Origin of the sequence: Empedobacter stercoris (assembly GCF_020281205.1) — a bacterium.
GTDB lineage: Bacteria > Bacteroidota > Bacteroidia > Flavobacteriales > Weeksellaceae > Empedobacter > Empedobacter stercoris.
On record NZ_JACXZC010000002.1, the window covers coordinates 105,849 to 125,919 of the forward strand.

General features: G+C 32.0%; 18 protein-coding genes and 1 other RNA gene. 9 read left to right on the plus strand and 10 right to left on the minus strand.

Going from position 1 to position 20,071, the window contains the following annotated elements:
* Positions 1–23 precede the first annotated feature (23 nt).
* The 6 genes from IF125_RS01585 to IF125_RS01610 form a co-directional block, all read right to left on the minus strand.
* Positions 24–1,652 carry an acyl-CoA carboxylase subunit beta gene (locus IF125_RS01585; RefSeq protein WP_225541299.1) on the minus strand — a complete coding sequence of 543 codons (1,629 nt, stop codon included), beginning with the start codon at positions 1,650–1,652 and terminating at the stop codon, positions 24–26.
* Between the two features lie 69 nt (positions 1,653–1,721).
* Positions 1,722–2,309 (minus strand): acyl carrier protein phosphodiesterase, encoded by a 588-nt coding sequence (locus IF125_RS01590; protein ID WP_171623122.1) that lies wholly within the window; start codon positions 2,307–2,309, stop codon positions 1,722–1,724.
* 112 nt (positions 2,310–2,421) lie between these two features.
* A complete protein-coding gene (locus IF125_RS01595) occupies positions 2,422–4,134 on the minus strand; it encodes a phospho-sugar mutase (protein ID WP_225541336.1) in 1,713 nt (570 codons plus the stop codon).
* A gap of 11 nt (positions 4,135–4,145) precedes the next feature.
* On the minus strand, positions 4,146–4,850 hold the full coding sequence (locus IF125_RS01600) for a GIN domain-containing protein (protein ID WP_225541300.1): 705 nt from the start codon (positions 4,848–4,850) through the stop codon (positions 4,146–4,148).
* A gap of 15 nt (positions 4,851–4,865) precedes the next feature.
* Positions 4,866–5,828 (minus strand): glycosyltransferase family 2 protein, encoded by a 963-nt coding sequence (locus tag IF125_RS01605; RefSeq protein WP_171623124.1) that lies wholly within the window; start codon positions 5,826–5,828, stop codon positions 4,866–4,868.
* Positions 5,829–5,831: 3 nt separating this feature from the next.
* Positions 5,832–6,401 carry a DUF4199 domain-containing protein gene (locus IF125_RS01610; protein ID WP_188319614.1) on the minus strand — a complete coding sequence of 190 codons (570 nt, stop codon included), beginning with the start codon at positions 6,399–6,401 and terminating at the stop codon, positions 5,832–5,834.
* Positions 6,402–6,579: 178 nt separating this feature from the next.
* Here IF125_RS01610 and IF125_RS01615 point away from each other — a divergent pair, with 178 nt between their 5' ends.
* The 7 genes from IF125_RS01615 (at position 6,580) to IF125_RS01645 (ending at position 13,643) form a co-directional block, all read left to right on the plus strand.
* Positions 6,580–6,855, plus strand: a complete 276-nt coding sequence (locus IF125_RS01615; RefSeq protein ID WP_225541301.1) for a hypothetical protein — start codon at positions 6,580–6,582, stop codon at positions 6,853–6,855.
* Between the two features lie 145 nt (positions 6,856–7,000).
* Complete coding sequence (locus tag IF125_RS01620; RefSeq protein ID WP_225541302.1) at positions 7,001–7,960, plus strand: AraC family transcriptional regulator; 960 nt, start codon at positions 7,001–7,003, stop codon at positions 7,958–7,960.
* Positions 7,957–9,081, plus strand: a complete 1,125-nt coding sequence (locus tag IF125_RS01625; RefSeq protein WP_225541303.1) for a tetratricopeptide repeat protein — start codon at positions 7,957–7,959, stop codon at positions 9,079–9,081. The genes IF125_RS01620 and IF125_RS01625 overlap by 4 nt, the downstream gene beginning before the upstream one ends.
* Before the next feature lie 124 nt (positions 9,082–9,205).
* Positions 9,206–9,304: signal recognition particle sRNA small type (ffs, locus tag IF125_RS01630), an RNA gene on the plus strand.
* Between the two features lie 82 nt (positions 9,305–9,386).
* A complete protein-coding gene (locus IF125_RS01635) occupies positions 9,387–11,039 on the plus strand; it encodes a CTP synthase (RefSeq protein WP_171623129.1) in 1,653 nt (550 codons plus the stop codon).
* Positions 11,017–12,861: a membrane protein insertase YidC gene (yidC, locus tag IF125_RS01640; protein ID WP_225539830.1), complete on the plus strand. Its 1,845-nt coding sequence runs from the start codon at positions 11,017–11,019 to the stop codon at positions 12,859–12,861. Before IF125_RS01635 ends, yidC begins: the two co-directional genes overlap by 23 nt.
* Before the next feature lie 215 nt (positions 12,862–13,076).
* The gene (locus IF125_RS01645; RefSeq protein ID WP_225541304.1) at positions 13,077–13,643 is read left to right on the plus strand and encodes an acetate uptake transporter; all 567 of its coding nucleotides are present in this window, start codon (positions 13,077–13,079) and stop codon (positions 13,641–13,643) included.
* A 64-nt stretch (positions 13,644–13,707) separates the two neighbouring features.
* On the opposite strand, the gene IF125_RS01650 is transcribed toward IF125_RS01645, so the two are convergent.
* Entirely contained in the window at positions 13,708–13,920 is a 213-nt protein-coding gene (locus IF125_RS01650; protein ID WP_225541305.1) for a GlsB/YeaQ/YmgE family stress response membrane protein, read from the minus strand.
* Between the two features lie 221 nt (positions 13,921–14,141).
* Here IF125_RS01650 and glmM point away from each other — a divergent pair, with 221 nt between their 5' ends.
* Together glmM and IF125_RS01660 are read left to right on the plus strand one after the other, a co-directional pair.
* Positions 14,142–15,524, plus strand: coding sequence for a phosphoglucosamine mutase (gene glmM, locus IF125_RS01655; RefSeq protein ID WP_225541306.1), 1,383 nt, complete (start codon positions 14,142–14,144; stop codon positions 15,522–15,524).
* 92 nt (positions 15,525–15,616) lie between these two features.
* Positions 15,617–16,996: a tetratricopeptide repeat protein gene (locus IF125_RS01660; protein ID WP_225541307.1), complete on the plus strand. Its 1,380-nt coding sequence runs from the start codon at positions 15,617–15,619 to the stop codon at positions 16,994–16,996.
* A 61-nt stretch (positions 16,997–17,057) separates the two neighbouring features.
* On the opposite strand, the gene IF125_RS01665 is transcribed toward IF125_RS01660, so the two are convergent.
* The 3 genes from IF125_RS01665 to IF125_RS01675 form a co-directional block, all read right to left on the minus strand.
* On the minus strand, positions 17,058–18,155 hold the full coding sequence (locus IF125_RS01665; protein ID WP_171623135.1) for an inorganic phosphate transporter: 1,098 nt from the start codon (positions 18,153–18,155) through the stop codon (positions 17,058–17,060).
* Positions 18,156–18,257: 102 nt separating this feature from the next.
* Positions 18,258–19,364 (minus strand): inorganic phosphate transporter, encoded by a 1,107-nt coding sequence (locus IF125_RS01670; protein ID WP_225539827.1) that lies wholly within the window; start codon positions 19,362–19,364, stop codon positions 18,258–18,260.
* A 23-nt stretch (positions 19,365–19,387) separates the two neighbouring features.
* A complete protein-coding gene (locus IF125_RS01675; protein WP_188319621.1) occupies positions 19,388–20,032 on the minus strand; it encodes a DUF47 domain-containing protein in 645 nt (214 codons plus the stop codon).
* Positions 20,033–20,071: the final 39 nt, after the last annotated feature.

A 20,071-nucleotide genomic window follows, 5' to 3' on the forward strand; every position in this document is an offset into this window, starting at 1 on the left:
TTATTTTTGAAAATAGAGTAATATTATACTTGAATGACTCCTAAGTTAAATTGTTTTTCAATTGGTGCATGATTCGCTGCTTCAATTCCCATCGAAATCCATTTTCGTGTATCTAACGGATCAATAATTCCATCTGTCCACAAACGTGCTGCAGCATAGTATGGACTTGTCTCATCGTTGTATTTTGCCGTAATTTCGTCTAATAATTCTTGTTTTTTCACTTCATCTACTTCAACACCTTGTGCTTTCAATGAAGCTTCTTTGATTTGGAACAATACTTTCGCTGCTTGTTCACCTCCCATTACTGCTAATTGAGCCGATGGCCAGGCAGCAATCAATCGTGGATCATAAGCTTTTCCACACATGGCATAGTTTCCAGCACCGTAAGAATTACCAACTACAATTGTAAATTTTGGAACAACAGAGTTTGATACTGCATTAACCATTTTTGCGCCATCTTTGATGATTCCACCATGTTCTGATTTCGAACCAACCATAAATCCAGTGACATCTTGTAAGAAAACCAATGGGATTTTCTTTTGATTACAATTTGCAATAAATCGAGTGGCTTTATCAGCAGAATCTGAATAAATAACACCGCCAAATTGCATTCCGTCTTTTTTAGATTTTACAATTTTACGTTGATTGGCTACAATTCCTACCGCCCAACCATCAATTCGCGCATAAGTACAAATGATTGACTTTCCATAATCGGGCTTGTATTCATCCAATTCAGAGTTATCAACAAGTCGGTTAATAATATCATACATATCGTATTGTTCGGCACGAGATTCAGGTAGAATGCCATAGATTTCTTTTTCGTCTAATGCTGGTTTTGCAGCTTTAATTCGATTAAATCCAGCTTTATCGTAATCTCCAATTTTTCCTATAATCGATTTTATTCGATCCAACGCATCCTTATCATCTTTGGCCTTATAATCTGTTACACCAGAAATTTCGCAATGTGTTGTTGCTCCTCCTAAAGTTTCGTTGTCAATGTCTTCTCCAATTGCCGCTTTTACCAAGTAGCTCCCCGCCAAGAAAATAGAACCCGTTTTATCTACTATCATTGCTTCATCGCTCATGATTGGTAAATAGGCTCCTCCAGCAACACAACTTCCCATAACCGCAGCAATCTGTGTAATTCCCATTGAAGACATAATGGCATTGTTACGGAAAATACGCCCAAAGTTTTCTTTATCCGGAAATATTTCGTCTTGCATAGGTAGATAAACACCTGCACTATCGACTAAATAAATAATTGGTAATCGATTTTCCATGGCAATTTCTTGCGCTCGCAAATTCTTTTTTCCAGTAATTGGAAACCAAGCGCCAGCTTTTACTGTTGCATCATTTGCTACAACAATACATTGTTTTCCCGAAATGTATCCAATTTTTACTACAACACCTCCTGAAGGGCAACCGCCATGTTCTTTGTACATTCCATAGCCTGTTAAAGCACCAATTTCAATGCTTGGTTTTTTATCGTCGAATAGATAGTCAACACGTTCACGAGCTGTCATTTTTCGTTTGCTATGCAACGCATCAATTCTTTTTTTACCTCCGCCAAGGTAAACTTCATTTAGTTTGTTACGCAGTTTAGAAAGTAATAATTTGTTATGATCCTCTCTTTTATTAAAAGTTAAATCCATTGTGGTTTTCTGTTTGTTTACAGCTCTAAACTAATGAATTTTCTCCAATTCTTAAAATCAAATTTAAACTTACAAACCTGTACATACAAAGTTTTTGCAATGCGATTGCAATTGAGGAAAAAAGTGCTGAAAATCGTTTTCTAATTTTGAATAATTTAGTTCAAATTCAGGAATTATTTGATGTAAATTATTTTTGAATTTAGTTCGACTTCCAACTCCTTTCAAAGTTTTTTGAACACCTTCTATTGTTGAATAGTTTTCGAACCAATCATATTTTAAAAGGTAAAAAATGATTTCTTGTAATTTTTTTGGGAATGAAGGATATTTATCTTCAAAAAGTTGATAACAATTTGTTTTAAAATTTTCGAACGGAAATTCTGAGAAATCATTCCAATGTTTAATCAAAAAATAATCGTAAATCACATCAATAATAATCGGTGAAAATTTATGTTGTGTGTTGTGAAAATAACTCGAGCTTCGTTTCACAATTTCGTGCGAATCGGTAAATGAATCAATCGATCGATGAAGTAAAATTCCTTTCTGAATCTCAGTTTCATAATTCATGAATTGATTTCCTTTAACGATTTCTCCAAGTAAATTTCCGATTTGGAGCGATTGATTTCCGAACGATAAAAATTGGTGTGCGACAAAGTTCATATGGCTTATTTAGTTGCATAAAGTTAATTCTTTTTTAAATGATACCATGTTATTTTATAATCATGAAAAAAGCCATCTGAAAAGATGGCTTTTGAATTATTTTAGTTGAGATTTATTTACTGAAATCGACTTTCAATAAATCAATTTTTGTTAATAATTTTTGTTGAACAGTTGTATATTCTTCTTGCGATGCTAAAGGAGCATTGACAGAGAAATAATATTTAATTTTAGGTTCTGTTCCCGAAGGGCGACACGCTACTTTACTGCCATCTTCTGTGTAGAAAATTAAGACATTTGATTGAGGGATATTAATCGTTTTCTCTTCTCCAGAAACTAAATTTTTGTCGATTGAAGATTGGAAATCTTTTACACGAATAACTTTAGAACCGGCCAATTCTTTTGGAGGATTTGATCTGAATTCTACCATCATTTGTGCAATCAATTCAGCACCTTCTTTTCCTGGTTTAACAATGCTAATTAAATCTTCTTGATATGCTTTTCCTAATTCAAGGTAGATTTCAGTTAACTTGTTATATAAAGAACTTCCTTTTGCTTTTTGTACAGCTGCAATTTCAGAAACCAGTAAAGCTGTTGTAACTGAATCTTTGTCTCGAATAAAATCACCCACCATAAATCCGAATGATTCTTCACCTCCTCCAACAAATTTTTCTTGGCCTTCGAATTTACGAATCATATCTGCAATCCATTTGAAACCTGTTAAACCAACTTTACAATTAACATTGAATTTTGCTGCGATATCATAGAAGATGTCAGACGTTACAATAGTTGAACCAATAAATTCTTTTCCAATTAATTTACCAGCTTCTTGCCATTTTTCTAATAAATAATAAGCCAAAACAGTATTCATTTGGTTACCATTTAATAAAACGATTTTACCTTCATTGTTACGCGTTGCAACACCAACACGATCGGCATCAGGATCTGTACCAATGACAACATCAGCACCGATTTCGTTTGCCAAAGCAACCGCCATAGTTAATGCTTCTGGTTCTTCCGGATTTGGCGATTTTACTGTAGGGAAATCACCACTTGGAATTGCTTGTTCAGCTACTTGATGAACTTGTGTGAAACCAGCTTTTTCAAACGCTTTTGGTGTAATGGCAACAGAAGTTCCGTGAATAGATGTAAATACAATTTTGATATCTTGTTTACCTTCTTGCGTAAAACTACCGTTTGCTACACATGCATCAATAAAGGCTTCGTCAATCTCTTTTCCAATGTAAGTTAATAAGGTATCATTTCCTTGAAATTTAATTTCTTCAACTTTTACATTGTTTACTTCGTTGATAATTTCACCATCTTGTGGTGGAACAATTTGCGCACCATCATTCCAATATACTTTGTATCCATTGTAAATAGGAGGGTTGTGAGAAGCTGTTAAAACAATTCCTGCATCGCAACCTAAATGACGAACTGTAAACGATAATTCTGGTGTTGGACGGAAAGATTCGAATAAGTAAACATTGATTCCGTTTGCTGTTAAAACATCAGCAACCATTTTTGCAAACGTATCCGAATTGTGACGCACATCGTATGCAATGGCTATTTTTTTCTCTTTATTTGGAAATTGTTGATTGATATAATTTGCTAAACCTTGAGTGGCGGCACCAAGTGTATATTTGTTCAAACGATTTGTTCCAACGCCCATTATTCCACGCATTCCTCCTGTACCAAACTCTAAGTTTTTGTAAAAAGAATCGTCTAATTCGGTTGGATTGTTATCGATTAAATCTTGAACAGCTTTTCTTGTTTCCGCATCGTACGCGTCAGAAAGCCATAATTGAGCATTTTCTAAACTTGAAATCATTCTTGTTTTTATTTTTTAAGTACCTGGGCGCGGTCAGTTACTTTTGTATCCTTGTTTGGATCGCCCATGAAATTTACGATTGAGTTTCCTTTTGCAGCACCATATAATGTTTGACGAGCATTGATATCTAACAAAGCATTATCGTCTGTTGTGAAATTAGCTTCATTCACTTCATATTTAAACAAATCTAACTTTGCTTCTCCATACGCTTTTACTTTCATTGTTCCTGCAGTTCCTTCTAACATGATATTAGTTTGGTCATCCGCTTTTAAATTAAAGTCATTGGTAATCAAAAAAGTTTGACTTATTCGCGCTTGATCTGTGACATTCATCTCTAATTCATCAACATTTAATGTTCCTGAAGTGGTCAAAGAAGTTTGTTTATTCACATCAATTTTTTCTAAATCACGTGTTACATAAACATACAAATCATAAGCGCTGTATTGGTCTACATTTGATTTTTCTTTGATTGAAAGCATTTGATTATTTGCTGTAACTTCTAAATTATCGATAATATTTTGGTGCGATTCTACTTTAACTCCAGTTGTATTTCCTGGAACTAAAATAACATTACAATTACATGAAACGCTCAAATCTTTGATGTTGTCAGCTGTATATTCTTTTTGAGCTGTTGCTACGCCTTCTCCATCAATAGACGATGAGCAAGAAGTGGCAATTAAACCTAAAAATCCTAATAAAATAATCTTTTTCATAGTTGTTGGTTTTAATTAGTTTAAATTCAATTCTTTTTGAACTAAATACAATTGTTTTTCTCTGTTGTTACGAACAATTAACTCGCCCAAAAATCCCGCCAAAAATAGCTGTGTTCCTAAAATCATAAAAACCAATGAAATGTAGAAATAGGGACTGTCTGTAATTAATCTTGCAGGAGAATGTGAAATATAAACTTTGTATAATTTTTCGATTCCTAAATAAAAAGAGGCAAAAAATCCTAAGATAAACATCAAAGTTCCTAATAAACCGAAAATATGCATGGGTTTATTCCCAAATTTTGAAGCAAAAAATAGTGTAATCAAGTCTAAGAAACCATTGACAAAACGATTTGCACCAAATTTTGAAACGCCATATTTACGCGCTTGATGTTTTACTTTTTTCTCAATAATTCGAGAATAGCCTGCGTTTTTAGCTAAAACAGGAATATAGCGATGCATATCTCCATACAACTCGATATTTTGCGTTACTTCCCAACGATAAGCTTTCAAACCACAGTTAAAATCGTGCAATTTTACACCCGAAGTTTTGCGTGCTACACCGTTAAATAATTTTGAAGGAAGATTCTTTGTCAGTTTGTTGTCTTGACGATTCTCTTTCCAACCCGATACAATATCTGCTTTGTTATTTTTAAGCATTTTGTATAACGACGGAATTTCCTCAGGAAAATCTTGTAAATCGGCATCCATCGTAATCACAACATCGCCTTTTACTTCTTTGAAAGCAGCACTTAATGCAGGAGATTTTCCATAATTTTTACGGAATTTAATTCCTTTTACTTCAGGATTGAAGTTGGCAATATATTCGATAATTTGCCACGAATCATCTGTACTTCCGTCATCAACGAAAATAACTTCGAATGTAAAATCATTCTGCTCACAGACTTTTTTGATTCTGTAGAATAATTCCTCTAAGGAATCTTGTTCGTTCAACAAAGGAACAACAACTGAAATATTCATATGTTAAAAAACACGTTTTTTTAAGAATTGTGAAAACATTGCTGAAATTGCAATGTAGAAAGATAAGAAAATTGAGAATAATCCAAAAAAGTTTTTAACAGTAAATAAATTTAATGTTTTATAATCATCTGAATTTCTAAATGTTTCGATATCTTTTGCGATTTTAGGATCAGACATATTTGATGTAAAAGTGTCTAATAATCCTTGTTTCAAACTATCTTGAGCCCATTCACCATACGTATTAAAAAATACAAAGATGACAATCAAACTAATGATTCCACCAAAGAAGATGGTGTAAAAACCAATCTTGAATCCTTCTTTAAAGGTCATTAAATCTTCTGAAGTTTGATGATTTTTAGCTTTCGCTCTTGATAAATTGAAAATAGTGAAGAAACAGTATACTGCATACAATGGTAATACTACGAAACAGCAAATCATGAAGCTGTAGGTGTAATAATCTTGTACAGAAACGGTTCCGTTAAGAGAGAAATAAAAGTATAGTGCAAAAAACAATACTAAGGTAATTCCCGCCAGCACTAATGAATTTTTGAAAATTTTATTAAAACTAATCATTTTGCAAAGATAAATATATCCTTTATTCTATGATAGTTTATTTTGTATGATTTAAAAGGTAATTTATATTAAGAAATAAATTATTTTTGTTTGTAAATGATTTCATTATTTAAATATTTTTTTAGCTGTATCTCTCATCACTTCGTCTCTATTAATAGTAGAAGTGAATGATAAAACGATGCCTTTAGACGAATATTTACATGATTATAATTCTGTTTTATACAACAATCCTTCAGAAGTTATTTCGAATGCAGAGTTTTTGATTCGAAATTTGGATAATAAAAAAAATATTGCCGAAACTTATCTGCTTTTAGCTTATGGTCATTTTTATGCTGGGAAAAATGATAAAGCTTTAGAAAATGCTGCTCTTGCTAATCTGGAAGCATTAAAAACATCGAATATAAAGCTAATTGATGATTCAGAATTGAATCTATCAACAGTATCATTTATATGATTTTTCTGAAAAATATATTGCTGAAAATCATTCAGAGAATGGAATTTCAATAAAGGCTTCACAATTTTTTAATCAAGGAAATTTTGGGAAATGTATTGAAACGTTTTTAGGTAAAAAAAAATTGACGATTGAGGAAAAACTTATTTTGTCAAAGGCTTATCTTAAAAATCATCAATATGATAAAGCCTTTCAATTACTTCAAAATCTGAATCAAAATGATGCACTTGGTTTGTATTTTAAAACAAGAATAGAATTGTATTTGGGAGAATTGTACTTTGATAAAAGGGAGACAGATAAAGCGCTAAATCATTATAAAATTGCGTTGAGTTTGGCCAAGAAATTAAATCATCCTTATTTAATTAACGATGTTTATTACAATTTGGGAAGCTTGTATTTAGCAACTCATTCTATTCACGAAATTAATTATTATAGCGAAAAGTATGACTCCATTTCTACGTTGAATTTATTGATGAATCAGAAAATTAATAATGAAATTTTTTATCATCAATCAAAAATAATCCAATTAAAGCAGCAAAAAACAGAAGATTTATTACAAAGACTTATCATTTTTTCCTTTGTTGTGTTATTCTTAACTATCCTTATTTATGGTTATATTCTGAACAAAAAAAAGGAAAAATTAGGTGTTGTTACTACAATTTTACAAACCATAAAAGAATCTAAAAATGAAGTTGTACAAGCTGATTTGGAAACTAAATATTCGCAAAAAACAGATTTGTTGTCTAAAGATAAAGAATACGCGCTTTTGCAAAAGTTAGATTCTTTTGAGAAAACGAATAAATTTTTATCCAAAAATGTTTCGTTAAGGCTTGTTGCATCTAAACTTGATACCAATACAAAATATCTGAGTGAGGTGATTAATCGTCATAAGAAAAAGAATTTCAACACTTATATAAACGAACTTAGAATAAAATATATACTGAATAAGTTGACAACCGATTCTAATTATTTGAATTATAAAATCAGTTATTTAGCGGAAGAAGCGGGGTTTTCTTCGCACAGTAGTTTTGTGTCTGCATTTAAAACTTTTACAGGAACTACACCAACACTTTTCATTAACACTTTAAGTCGAACAGCAGAATTATGAGAAAAATACTATTGATGTGGCTGATGTTGTATGGTAGTTTTATTGGTTTTGCGCAAAGTGATTCGATTAAAATTAAAAATCTTTACGAAGAAGCCAAGACAAATGTTTATAAATACCCAAAACAAGCAATAAAACAAATCGATGTTTTGATAACTCAATCAAACATAAATGCTAAACAGCTGGTTGATATTTACATTTTAAAATCTACTGCATATTCTAATTTAAGAGACAATGAGAAAGCATTGGAACATTTGAATAAAACCTATGAATTGGTTAATGTTTTAGAAAATAAAGGACAAAAAGTAGCTGCGTTTCATCGGATTTCATCTATTTATCATAGTTTAAAGTTGTATGATAAATCGCTTGTTTACTTGAATGAAGCTGAGAAAACAATTCAGAATTTAGAAAATAAACAGGAAAAATTAGAATCGGTTGCCTATAATTGCACCGTAAGAGGGTTGATTTTTAAAGATCTGAATAATACCAATAGCGCAATAAATTATTTTAACAAAGCCATTAGGAGTTATAATGAAATAGAGAATAGTTTTGTTGCAAATTCTAATAAAAGTGTTATTTATTATAATTTAGGATATTGTTATTTAAAAACAGATTTGAATGCCGCTGAAAAATCATTTATCACATCTTACGAATTATCAAAATTAACAGCTACAAAAATCTTGATTGCTTATTTTTTAAAGGGGTTAGGAGAATATTATTTTAAATTAAATAATTATGAAACATCAAATAAAAAGCTGAATGAAGCATTAATTGTATTGGGTGATATTGATGATTCTGTTTTGCAACGAAATATCTATAGTTTAATAGGGTTGAATAGTATTGCACAACAAGAATGGAAGCAATTCGAGAAAGCAGATAGCTTGAGTACTTTGTATGCTAAAAAAGTGTTGAATTCCGAGAACAAAACCATTAGTATAGCAGTTCAATCTTTAAATCACGAAGCCAAAGTTAGTACCAAGAAAACATTGTTCAATGCCCAGTTAGTTGGTGTTTTTTCTCTTTTTATTTTGATTCTTATGACTTATGTTTTTTATAATAAACAAAAAAAAATAAATAAATGTATTCTTCAAAATCAAGAAGAATTGGTTGATCTTCTTCGTTAAAAGTAATTTTTTTTTCTAATATAATTTATTCATAATGAAAACGAAATGTTCTTTCGATTGTTAAACGAAGAAAAAAAATCTTCAAAATACTTTTATTTTATCAAAACATTCTTACCTTTGCATCAGGCAAGTCCTACACAACCAGCTCCTGTTGAATCCTCCAGGACGGGAACGTAGCAAAGGTATACGGTCGTAGCGGTGTGATGTAGATCGCTTGCCTATTTTTATTTCTCTAAATTTCACTCCCACTTTTTTTTACCCCATTATTTATTCATAAATTTGCAACCATTGATTTAAAGAATTCAATGGAAACAAACAAGACACCAAAGTACATTTTCGTTACCGGAGGAGTAACATCGTCGTTAGGAAAAGGAATCGTAGCTTCTTCATTAGGAATGCTATTAGAAGCTAGAGGATATAGAGTGACAATTCAAAAATTAGATCCTTATATCAATATAGACCCAGGAACACTTAATCCTTACGAGCATGGAGAATGTTACGTGACGGAAGATGGTGCAGAGACCGATTTAGATTTAGGACATTATGAGCGTTTCTTGAACCGCGCTACATCTCGTGCTAATTCAGTTACTACAGGTCGTATTTATCAAACAGTTATAGAAAAAGAACGTCGTGGAGATTATTTAGGAAAAACAGTTCAAGTTGTTCCTCATATCACAAACGAAATCAAACGTCGTATCAAATTATTAGGTAATACAGGTGATTACGATATCATCATTACTGAAATTGGAGGTACAGTGGGTGATATAGAATCTTTACCATATATCGAAACAATTCGACAATTAATTTGGGAATTAGGTGAACATAACTCTTCAGTAATTCACTTAACATTAGTACCATATTTAGCTGCTGCAGGGGAATTGAAAACAAAACCAACACAACATTCTGTTCGAACTTTAATGGAAAATGGTATTCATGCCAATATTTTAGTGACAAGAACTGAACATCATTTACCAAAAGATGTCAAAGCTAAACTGGCATTATTTTGTAATGTTCGCAAAGAAAACGTAATCGAAAGTATGGATGCAGACACAATTTATGAGGTTCCATTTTTATTACATGAACAAAATTTTGACGAAGTTGTTTTAAAAGGCTTAGATTTGCCAACTGATCAAGAACCAGATTTTACAGTTTGGAACAAATTCTTATCAAACCATAAAAATCCTAAAAACGAAATTGAAATTGCTTTAGTAGGTAAATATGTTTCGTTACATGATTCTTATAAATCAATTACAGAAGCGTTTGTACATGCTGCAGCAACTTGTGAAACAAGTGTAAAAGTTCGTTGGGTGTATTCTGGAGAAATTACAGAAGACAACGTTGGCGAGCAACTGAAAGGTGTTGCAGGAATTTTGATTGCACCAGGTTTTGGAGATCGTGGAATTTTAGGTAAAATAATTGCTGCAAATTATGCACGAAGAAATAATATTCCAACATTAGGAATTTGTTTGGGAATGCAAATTATGGCAATCGAATTTGCACGTAATGTATTAGGTTACGAAAAAGCAGATTCAGCAGAAATGGATTTAACAACGCCTTATCCAGTCATTAGTTTGATGGAAGATCAAAAAGATGTATCGGATAAAGGAGGAACAATGCGTTTAGGAAATTGGAAATGTGAATTAGCTGAGCATTCAAAAATCAAAGCAATTTATAATTCTGAAGAAATCTTAGAGCGTCATCGTCATCGTTATGAATTTAACAACGAATTTTATGATGAATTTGTTGAACATAATTTTATCCCAGTTGGTAAAAACCCAGAAACAGAATTAGTAGAAATTTTAGAACATAATCAACACCCATTTTATATTGGTGTACAATTCCATCCGGAATATAAAAGTACAGTTGCTTCGCCACATCCTTTATTTATAAGTTTTATCGAAGCTTCTTTATTGAATAAACAAAATGATTTATTAAATGCAACAAGAGAAAAAATTTGATTTTAACCAAACGATTGGTTTTATTTTAATTGCTATTCTTTTTGGCGTATTCTATTATCTTAACAGACCTTCGGAAGAACAAGTCGAAGCTCAAAAGAAAGAATTAGTCCAAAAGCAAGAGCAAGCAAAAAAACAGGAACAATTAAACAAAACAGCTACAACACAAGCTTTTCAAACTGTAGATCCTACATTAGCAAAAGATGTTGAAGTGAGTAATGATAAACTTAAAGTTAAGTTTTCGCCAAAAGGAGCTCAGATTGCTGATGTTCAAATTATCGGTTATGATGCTTTTGATGCGAAAAAAGATGGAAACAAAGATCCTTTACATTTAGTAAAAAATGGATCAAGTAAATTCAACTTATCATTCAAAACGAAACAAGGAGCTGTTCTTAATGTTTCGGATTTGGTATTTGTACCACAGGTGCAAAAAAATGCGAACAATACAATTGTGACGTTTACAGCCAATGCGGAAAATAGTCAAATTCAATACATCTATACATTAGGCGATTCTTATGGGATTGATTTTGAAGTAAAAACTCAAGGTTTATCTAATATTACTTCAGAAAATAAAGTCGATTTAGCATGGACGATGGACGGTTTCAGTACAGAGAAAGGGAAAGATCAAGAGAAATATTGGTCACATACTTATTTTCAGTTCAAAGGAAACAAAGACATCGAATACGAATTATTTGGAGCTGATGAATGGCAAGAAGAGGAAGCAATTTCTTGGGTAGCAAATAAACAACAATTCTTTGCGACAGTTTTATCTAATGACGAAGGGTTCAAGAATACAAAAGGTGGATCTATCAATTCGGCTGAAGAAGACTTAACGTATAGTAAACATTACAATTTAAGTTCTCAAATCGATTTAAAAAATAGTGAAATCAATTCAAAATTCACATGGGATTTTATTCCATTGGATTATAAAATGTTGAAAGATTACAACGACAAAGGATTCCAAAACTTAATCGATTTTGGTTGGGGATTATTTGGTTGGTTGAATAAATATTTCTTCTTGAATATTTTCAAATGGTTAGCTTCTGTAGGAATCACTTACGGATGGGTAATCTTCTTGATGACAATCGTTGTGAAATTGGTTTTATCTCCAATTATGTACAAACAATACCGTCAATCAGCATTGATGAAAGTTGTTCGTCCTGAATTGAATGAAATCAACGAAAAATACAAAGATCCGAAAGATGCAATGAAGAAACAACAAGAAACGATGGCTATTTATCGTAATGCAGGAATTAATCCATTAGCAGGATGCTTACCAGCTTTACTACAAATTCCTATTTTCTATGCGTTGTTCCGTTTCTTCCCAAACTTAATCGACTTAAGAGGTGCTCCTTTCTGGTTCGTAGAAGATTTAACAGCTTATGATGATATCATCAGTTTGCCAGAATGGGTTCCGTTCTTAAATGGTCACTTAAGTGTATTTGCTTTATTATATATCGTTGCAATGATGGTTTATTTTAAAGTATCAGGATCTATGGACAACTTCCAAATGCCACAACAAGAAGGAATGCCAAATATGCAATTCATGAAATATATGATGTATGTAATGCCAGTTTTCTTCTTTGTATTCCTTAATAATTACGCCTCTGGACTATCATGGTATTATTTAGTTTCTAATACGATTAACATCTTTATCGTCTTATACATTAAGAGGTTTATGATTCATGAAGCAAAAATTCATCAAATTATTGAAACGAATAAAACCAAACCTAAAAAACAAGGTAAATTTGCTACTCGTATGCAAGAAATGATGAAGCAAGCTCAAGAGATGCAAGAGCAACAACAAAAAAATAAAAAGAAATAATAATTTCTAAAAGATCATTCTAAAAATCCGTTAATAATAATTAACGGATTTTTTATTCATTAAAGACAGTAAGGTTTTTGTATAGTTAATCTATTGTTAATAAAATGGTTAGTGTCTTTTTGAAATGTTTGTAGTGTATAAAATACACTTTTTTTGAATAAAATGTTTTTTATTTATTATTTTCAGATTATTATTGTCTTTAAATAATAAATAAGATGAATAATATTTACTCAATTAAAGACCAAACAGCAAATCCTGGACCGCTTGGTTTGTATGGATTTGCCATGACTACAATTTTACTAAATATTCATAACGCAGGTTTTTTTCCCGTCAATAGTATGATCATGGGAATGGGAGTTTTCTTTGGAGGCGGAGCGCAGTTTGTAGCTGGAGTGATGGAATGGAAAAAAGGAAATAACTTTGGTAGCATTGCTTTTATGTCTTATGGAGCATTTTGGTTATCACTTGTTTTTACTTGGTTAGCACCAATGTTTGGAGTGGAAAAAGCCGACGGAAATTCGATGGGTTGCTATTTAGGAATGTGGGGGTTTTTTACATTAATTAATTTTTTACAAACGTTAAAAGGTAGTTTGGTTGGTAAATTACTATTTGGATCATTAACCTTATTATTCTTTTTATTGGCTGCTGCAAACTTTACGGGTGACGAAGCTATTCTAAATTTTGCTGGTTGGACTGGAATTATTTGTGGATTTATAGCTTTTTACGAAGCATCGGCTATTATGATTAATCAGAAGTACGAAAAAACAATTCTTCCATTGTAAAATAAACATAAAAAAAATCCTTTCGCAAAACTGCGAAAGGATTTTTTTTATAAAGAATAACGAATTATTTATTAAACATTGGTGCTAAAAATTTTTTCCAAATAAATAGTAAAATCAACTCTCCTAAAATAGAGAACATCCAATCAAATGGATTAAAGAAACTTATTTCTCCATCATGAGAAATTCCTAATATAGTTCGCATATAAGCTCCTAAATAAGTACCAACAATACCAATTAAAGCTGTTACCCAAAAACCTCCTGGATCTTTTCCTGGCATGATGGCTTTTGCAATTCCTGCATAAATAAGCCCGAAAACAAGGTAAACTAAGAAGCTCTAAACTCCTGTAATAGTCAACATAATAAATGAAGTTGTCATCATAATTAATTAATAATATTTTTAAAGGTTGTAAAATAATGTTAAGTAAAACTTAACTAAAATCGTTCCAAAAAGATAAGAAAACTTTTTTGTATTTTTGTATTACTTATAAAATAAATTATATGTCTTTAATAAAATCAATTTCGGGTTTTCGTGGAACAATCGGAGGAAAGCCAGGAGATAACTTAACGCCCATTGATGCAGTAAAATTTGCTGCTGCTTACGGAACATGGTTAAAAAATCAATCAACTCAATCAGAGTACAAAGTGATTGTTGGCCGTGATGCTCGTATTTCAGGTCAAATGGTTTCTCAATTAGTTTGTTCTACTTTACAGGGATTGGGTATAAATGTCGTTGATTTAGGATTGTCTACTACCCCGACAGTCGAAGTAATGGTAACACATTTACACGCAGATGGAGGAATAATCTTAACAGCTTCTCATAATCCAAAAGAATGGAATGCTTTGAAATTGTTAAATGCCAAAGGTGAATTTGTTTCTGCTGAAGATGGTGCACAAATTTTAGCTTTTGCTGATAAAGACGATTATACATTTGCAGAAGTCGATAATTTAGGATTTTACGAAACATTTGATGATGCAATTGACTTACATATCGAGAAAATTTTATCTTTACCTTTAGTTGACGCAGAAGCTATCCGTAACAAAAATTTTAAAGTTGCAATTGATGCAGTAAATTCGACTGGAGGAATAGCAATTCCCAAGTTGTTACAACGCTTAGGAGTGATTCATTACGATATGTATTGTGAACCAAACGGACATTTTCCACACAATCCAGAACCGTTAAAAGAACATTTAGGCGATATCTGTCAAAAGGTGGTTGATGAACAAGCAGATTTTGGAATTGTGGTTGATCCAGATGTAGATCGTTTGGCGATTATAGATGAAAAGGGTGAAATGTTTGGTGAAGAATATACATTGGTTGCAGTGGCAGATTATGTATTGTCCAAAACACCTTCAGCAACGGTTTCTAATTTATCTTCTTCTCGTGCTTTACGCGATGTGACGGAGAAATATGGTCAAAAATATTCACCTTCAGCAGTTGGAGAAGTGAATGTTGTGGTAGAGATGAAAAATGTTGAAGCTAAAATTGGCGGAGAAGGTAACGGAGGAATTATTTATCCAGAATTACACTACGGACGCGACTCTTTAGTTGGTATCGCTTTATTCTTGACACATTTAGCTGAACGAAATATTCCAGTTTCTGAATTGAGAGCATCTTATCCTGCTTATTTTATGGCAAAAAAGAAAATCGAATTAACTCCAGAAATTAACGTAGACGAATTGTTAATGAAGATTCAAGAAGTTTACAAAAATGAAGAAATCAACACTGTTGATGGTGTTAAAATAGATTTTCCAACCGAATGGGTTCACTTAAGAAAATCGAACACAGAGCCAATTATTCGTATTTACACAGAAAGTACTTCAGAAGAAAATGCGAATAAATTAGCAGATAAAATGATCGAAAGTATCAAAAATATTATTTAAAACAATCTGTTTTAATTGTTTAATAAATGTGCAAAACTCTAACAATTCGTTGTGAATTTTGCACATTTTATTTTGTAAATTAGTTTGATATTATGGACGAAGATTTTTTTAATAACGAACTGATTGAACGTTTTGAACAAATGCTTGAGAATCGTGAGTATAAATATTACGATTCGGAAGATTTGGTTGAAATAATTGAATTCTACATTGAAGTAAATGATAGCGAATATGCCAAACGTGCATTGGATTTCGCAGAAAAAATGCATCCCGAAAATGTAGAAATCAAGATCAAGAAGATAGAATATCTACTTTTGATTAATGAGTTGAAACGTTCGGCGAAATTAATTCAAGATCTGGAAGAAGTTGCTGCTAATGAATTGGATTATTTATTGGTACAGGCACGTTTTTGGGGAATGAAAAATATGCCTCGAAAAGCCATTGGCTTTTACGAAGATGCATTGTTGATAGATGACGAAGAAACAGATTTTATTTGCAATTGTATCGGGAATGAATACTTGAATTTAGATGAGGTTTATTCAGCTTTAATCGCATTTAGAAAGGCATTAAAATTTAATCCAGAAAATGATTATTCTTTTTATTCGATCATACAATGTTTCGAAGATATTCATAATCCAGATGAATGCATTGATTTCTTGCAGGATTTTATCGATGATAACCCTTATTCAGAAGTTGCTTGGTTGCAACTTGGTATGTTGTATAATCACAAAAAAATGTATAAAGAAGCCATAAATGCTTTAGATTATGTGATTGCAATAAATCCAAGTTCTATAGCTGGTCATGCGAATAAAGCGCTTTCTTATGAGGAATTGAAAAATTTCAATAAAGCTATTGAGATATTAGAAGAAACTTTAGAATTTGATGATTTTCCAGCTGTGACGTATTTTAAAATTGGTGAATTATACGAGAAATTAGAAAAACCTCAAAAAGCCCTAAAAGCCTATCATATTGCGATAAAAGAAGATCCACAATTGGATAAAGCTTGGGCAAAATCTGCCGCTTTGTATGATAAGATGGGAAATTTGGATGGAGCAGAATATTACATTCAACGCGCCATTGAATTAAGTGACGATAATTCTGAATATTACACCAATTCAGTTTATTATTTCTTGAAACAAATGAAGTTTGAGGAAGCAGTAAGATGTTTAGCAAAATTAGTTGAACTAAAACCTCTTGTTTTTAATACATGGTTTGCGTATGTAGAAACTTTAATTGCAATTGGCGAATATGAACAAGCAATTGAGATTTTATTAATAGGTGCTTTGAAGAATTTTAACCGTGCCGAATTTTTCTATCAATTAAGTAATGTTTATTATTTGATTGATGAGGAGCAATTAGGAAATGAAGCATTACGAAATGCTTTGAATATGGATAGTACAATCAAAGAAATAATGTTTGAAAATTATCCTATTCTTCAAGATAAAATAAAAAATATCTCTGAAGATGATGATTAATTAAATCAAAATAGGCTGCCCAAATTGGCAGCCTATTTTATTATGTTTTAAATTATTGTTTTTAGAAAAATAATGAGAATAAGTAGTAAAAACCACTTGCTATAAGTGCAGAAACAGGAATTGTCAAAATCCAAGCCCAAAGTAAACTTATTGTTACACCCCAACGAACAGCAGAAACTCTTTTCACCATTCCAACACCAATGATAGAGCCTGTGATAACGTGTGTTGTTGATACAGGCATTTTGATGTGTTCTGTAAAGAATAATGTAATTGCTGAAGCTGTTTGTGCAGTAAAACCTTCGATAGGGGTTATTTTTGTAATTTTGTTACCCATTGTTTTAAGAATTTTCATTCCTCCTCCTAATGTTCCTAAAGCGATTGCGGAGAAACATAAAATTGGCACCCAATCATGAATATCAGTACTACTTGAAGTGATGAACCAATCTTTCCAATGAAAGATATCATTCAAAACCCAGTCATTCATATCAGTATTTGCAATGGCAGTTTGGTTTGCAAGTAAAGCGAACGTGATTACTCCCATTACTTTTTGCGAATCATTTAATCCATGACCAATACTTAGCATAGCAGAAGAAAGCAATTGCAATTTTTTGAACCATGCATCAGCTTTATGTGGTTTAGCATTTCTACAAAGATTAAGTGTGATAATGTAAATTACGTTTCCGGCAATTAAACCAATAATCGGTGCAACAAAGATGAAAGCAATTATGGTTAAAATAATTGTACTGTTAACAGCTGAAAAATCGAAACCAGTTGCAGCTAAAGCACCTCCAGCTAATCCTCCAATTAACGTATGCGAGGAAGAGGAAGGAATACCTAATTTCCATGTTAAAATATTCCAAGTAATTGCAGCAGATAGTGCGGCCATAACGACAACAGATGGATTAGATCCAAATGCTACAACGACATCTTCTTTAATAATTTTAGCGATTGTATCTGCGACTCCAAATTCTCCGATGATATATTTTGCTATGAAAAAGGCAACAAAGTTGAAAAATGCAGCCCAAATAACTGCTTGAATTGGAGTGAGTACTTTAGTTGTAACGACTGTTGCAATAGAGTTTGCGGCATCATGAAAACCATTCAAGAAATCAAATAAAATGGCTAAGCCGATAATGATAAATAATACAGTTAGTTGCATTGCGCAAATTTAACAATTTCTTAATTTTAAAATGTCGATTTTGTAAAAATATTTTAAATAAAAAAGGAGCTTAATTTTAAGCTCCTTTAGAAATATAATGTGTTATATAAATAATGTGACAACGTAGTAAATTAATGCAGCTAATAGCGCTGAAACTGGAATGGTTAGTACCCATGCCCAAAGTAAACTAATTGTTACTCCCCAACGTACTGCAGAAACACGTTTTGTTAAACCAACACCAATGATAGATCCTGTGATGGTATGTGTTGTAGAAACTGGGATTCCGAAATGTTCAGAAATGTAAAGTGTCATTGCACCAGAAGTTTCAGCAACTACACCTTCTAATGGTGTAACTTTTGTAATCTTAGATCCCATTGTTTTGATGATTTTCCATCCTCCACCCATCGTACCTAAAGCGATTACGATAAAAGATGTAATAGGAACCCATCCCCAATGCGCAACAAAATACTGAAATTTATCTTCAGCTTGCATGTATTCTGGATCAAAATCCACATTCATATGGTAAAAAATCACTGCAGCTCCAATGATACCCATTACTTTTTGCGCATCATTCATACCGTGTCCTAAAGAGAATAGGGCAGAAGAGACTAATTGTAATTTCTTGAACCACCATTCAGCTCTTGCGGGTTTTGCTTTTTTACAAATATGAAGTGTAAGAATGGTTAAAATCGATGCGATAATCATACCGATTAAAGGTGCTAAAACGATAAAGCAAATAATTGGAATTACTTTTTTGTAAACAATCACATCTTCTCCGCCTGCTGAAAAACCTCCTGCGTGCGCAAGTGCAGCACCAATAAATCCTCCAATCAATGTATGAGAAGAAGAAGATGGTATACCGAATTTCCAAGTCAAAAGATTCCATGAAATGGCAGCGATAATTCCAGCAAGAATAACTTCTAAAGTAATAAAGTTCTCATTTACTGATTTAGCAATCGTATTACCGATTTTAAATTCTCCAATCCAATAAACTGAAATAAAGTAGGCAGCAAAGTTAAATACAGCAGCCCATAAAACAGCTTGGAAAGGGGTTAAAACCTTAGTTGCAACAATTGTCGCAATAGAATTTGCAGCGTCATGAAAACCATTAATATAATCAAAAACAAATGCTAAGAAGATAATAGTAATCAATAAGATTCCTGGCGTAGACGTGAGCATGCTCGAAAACGCTGTGAAAAATTCAGTCATATCTTAATGTTTAAGATTTAATTTTACGAATGTTTAACTGCTACTGCTTCTAATACATTTGCAACACTCTTACATTTATCTGTAGCAGATTCTAAAGAAGATAAAACCTCTTTGTATTTGATGATGTTTTTAACATCTGTTTCGTTTTCGAAAATTTCTTGTACTGCTTTATCAAAAATACGATCAGATTTGTTTTCTAACTTATTGATACGTTCACAAATTTCGTAAATACGATTCACGTTTCTCAAATCTTTCAACTGCTCGATTCCTTCACCGATTAATTGACAAGCTTCTAAATTAACAGCCGTAATTTTACGAATAGACTTCGTGATTTTATCAACTTGATAAATATTGATGCGATTTGCTGCGCCATTCAAATTGTCAGCAACATAATCAATCGATTTTACCAATTGGTAAATATCTTCTCTGTCAAAAGGAGTAATAAAATTTTTGCTTAACTCTATATTTGTTTTTTGAGTTAAATATTCAATTTTACTTTCGATTTTAGATATTTGAGCAATGTAATCTTCGCGTTCCTCAATTGGAGCATTTACACATTCATGTAACAACTCAGCTAATTTGATTAAACTTTTTGAAGCCTCCTCAAACAAAGGATAAAATACCTTATCCTTTGGAGTAAATAATTTGAAAAATGAGTTTACCGACATTTAAATAATGTTTTGAGGTGCAAAATTAAAGTAATTAAT